Origin of the sequence: Roseicyclus amphidinii, assembly GCF_030163755.1 — a bacterium.
Lineage (GTDB): Bacteria > Pseudomonadota > Alphaproteobacteria > Rhodobacterales > Rhodobacteraceae > Roseicyclus > Roseicyclus amphidinii.
Map to the genome: position 1 here is coordinate 1 of NZ_JASJOE010000138.1, position 1,841 is coordinate 1,841.

Below are 1,841 nucleotides of genomic sequence, written 5' to 3' on the forward strand. Positions count from 1 at the left end.
ATGTCCTGCGCGGGGAAGGGCAGGAGATCCGCGTCGCGGTCCTCCGGGCGCTGCCCGGCACGCTGGCGCGCGACGTGATGCGCCGCCTCAAGGCGCGCTGACCCGGCCCGCCGTGGCGGGGCGTGGGGCCGGGAGGAGAGCGTCCCCGGTCCACTATCGGGCCCGCGCTCCGGCCCGCACTTCCGCGCCAAGGCGGCACGCAGCGGAAGACCCCCGGCCCCCGCAACGCAGGTGACCGCCGAACACAACCGGCGCACCGCGGAGGCAGAGGCAGCGGCAGAGGCAGCGACAGCGGCAGCGGCAGCGGCAGCGGCAGAGGCCTCATCCCATGACTGGATCAGCGGGGAAAAGCGGCGCTCTGCGCGCCATGCCTGGTATCCAACGCCGTGGCCCGAGACCTCGCCCCGGCGCCATGCAAAGGCCCGCAGCGCGCGGCGGTGCAACCGCCCCGCAGCGGGCAGACCCGACCCGCCCGTCAGCGCACGATGAACTCCGCATGCAGCGCGCCGGCGGCCTGGATCGCGTTCAATATGTCGATCATCTCGCGCGGCGAGACGCCCAGCGCGTTCAGCGCCGCCACGACATCCGACAGGCTCGTGCCCTCGGCGATCTGCGCAAGGCCCGTCGTCTCCTCCTCGGCCAGCCCCACCCCGGTGCGGGGCAGGATCACCGTCTCGCCCTCGGCGAAGGGGTTGGGCTGCACCGCGATCGGCCGCTCCTCGATCCGGAGCGTCAGGTTGCCCTGCGCCACCGCGACCGTGCTGATGCGCACATCCTCGCCCATCACGATGGTTCCCGACCGCTGGTCGACGACGACACGCGCGCGGCGCTCGGGCTCCACCAGGATGTTCTCCACCCGGCTCAGGGCATGGGCGGGCGAGGGCGCGCGCGTCGCCCGCACGTCCAGCACGACCGTGCCCGCGTCCAGCATCGCCGCGACGGCGCGGCCGAAATCGGCGTTGATCGCGCGCTCGATCCGCTCCGCCGTGGTGAAATCCGGGCTGCGCAGCGCCAGGCGCACATGCGCCATGTCCGACAGCTCGAACGCCACCTCGCGCTCGACGCGCGCGCCGTTGGGAATGGCCCCAGCCGTCGGCACCCCTTCGACCAGCGCCGCACCCTCGCCCGCCGCCGCGACCCCGCCCGCGATGACGGACCCCTGGGCGACCGCGTAGATCTCGCCATCCGCTGCGGTCAGCGGCGTCATCACCAGCGTGCCGCCCAACAGGCTGTCGGCATCGCCGATCGCCGAGACGGTCACGTCGATCCGGCCGCCCGACCGGGCGAAGGGCGGCAGCGTGGCGGTCACGATCACCGCGGCCACGTTCTGCGGGCGGAACTGCTCTCCGGTCACGTTCACACCCAGGCGTTCGAGGATGTTGACCATGATCTCCTCGGTGAAGGGCGCGTTGCGCAACCCGTCGCCGCTGCCGTTCAGCCCGACGACAAGCCCGTAACCGACAAGGTCGTTGCCGCGCACCCCGTCGAACTCGACCAGGTCCTTGATCCGGATCGGGGTGGCGAGCGCCGCCTGCGCCAGAAGCAGCACGGCCAGCACGGCGGCAAGGGCACGGGACATCACAGGTACTCCGACAGGGACAGCCGCGAGAGCCGCGCGGTCAGCAGGTAAAGCGCCTCGAGCCGGGTCTCGACCGATTTCAGATCGGTCGCGGTCCGGTAGGGGTCGGCGTCGGTCAGGCGCGCGGTTTCCAGCTCCAGCGCGGCGCGGGCGGCCTCGGTGGCGCTGCGCGCCTCCTCGATGCGGGCCTCGGACTGCCCGAGGTCCGAGCGCAGGCGGATCAGCGCCTCCTCCCCGCTTTCGAGCCGCAAGGCGGCGGCTT

General features: G+C 72.9%; 2 protein-coding genes. Both read right to left on the bottom strand.

Annotated elements, in window-relative coordinates:
• Positions 1–475: 475 nt before the first annotated feature.
• Complete coding sequence (locus tag QQK83_RS19185) at positions 476–1,579, bottom strand: flagellar basal body P-ring protein FlgI (protein ID WP_284267034.1); 1,104 nt, start codon at positions 1,577–1,579, stop codon at positions 476–478.
• Positions 1,579–1,841 (bottom strand): flagellin (locus tag QQK83_RS19190; protein WP_284267036.1); only part of this gene is annotated, 263 nt, incomplete at its 5' end. The genes QQK83_RS19190 and QQK83_RS19185, both read right to left, overlap by 1 nt.

What these genes read in the sequence shown, in the direction of transcription:
- QQK83_RS19185 (WP_284267034.1), bottom strand. Translation starts at nt 1,579, where the DNA reads ATGTCCCGTGCCCTTGCCGCCGTGCTGGCCGTGCTGCTTCTGGCGCAG.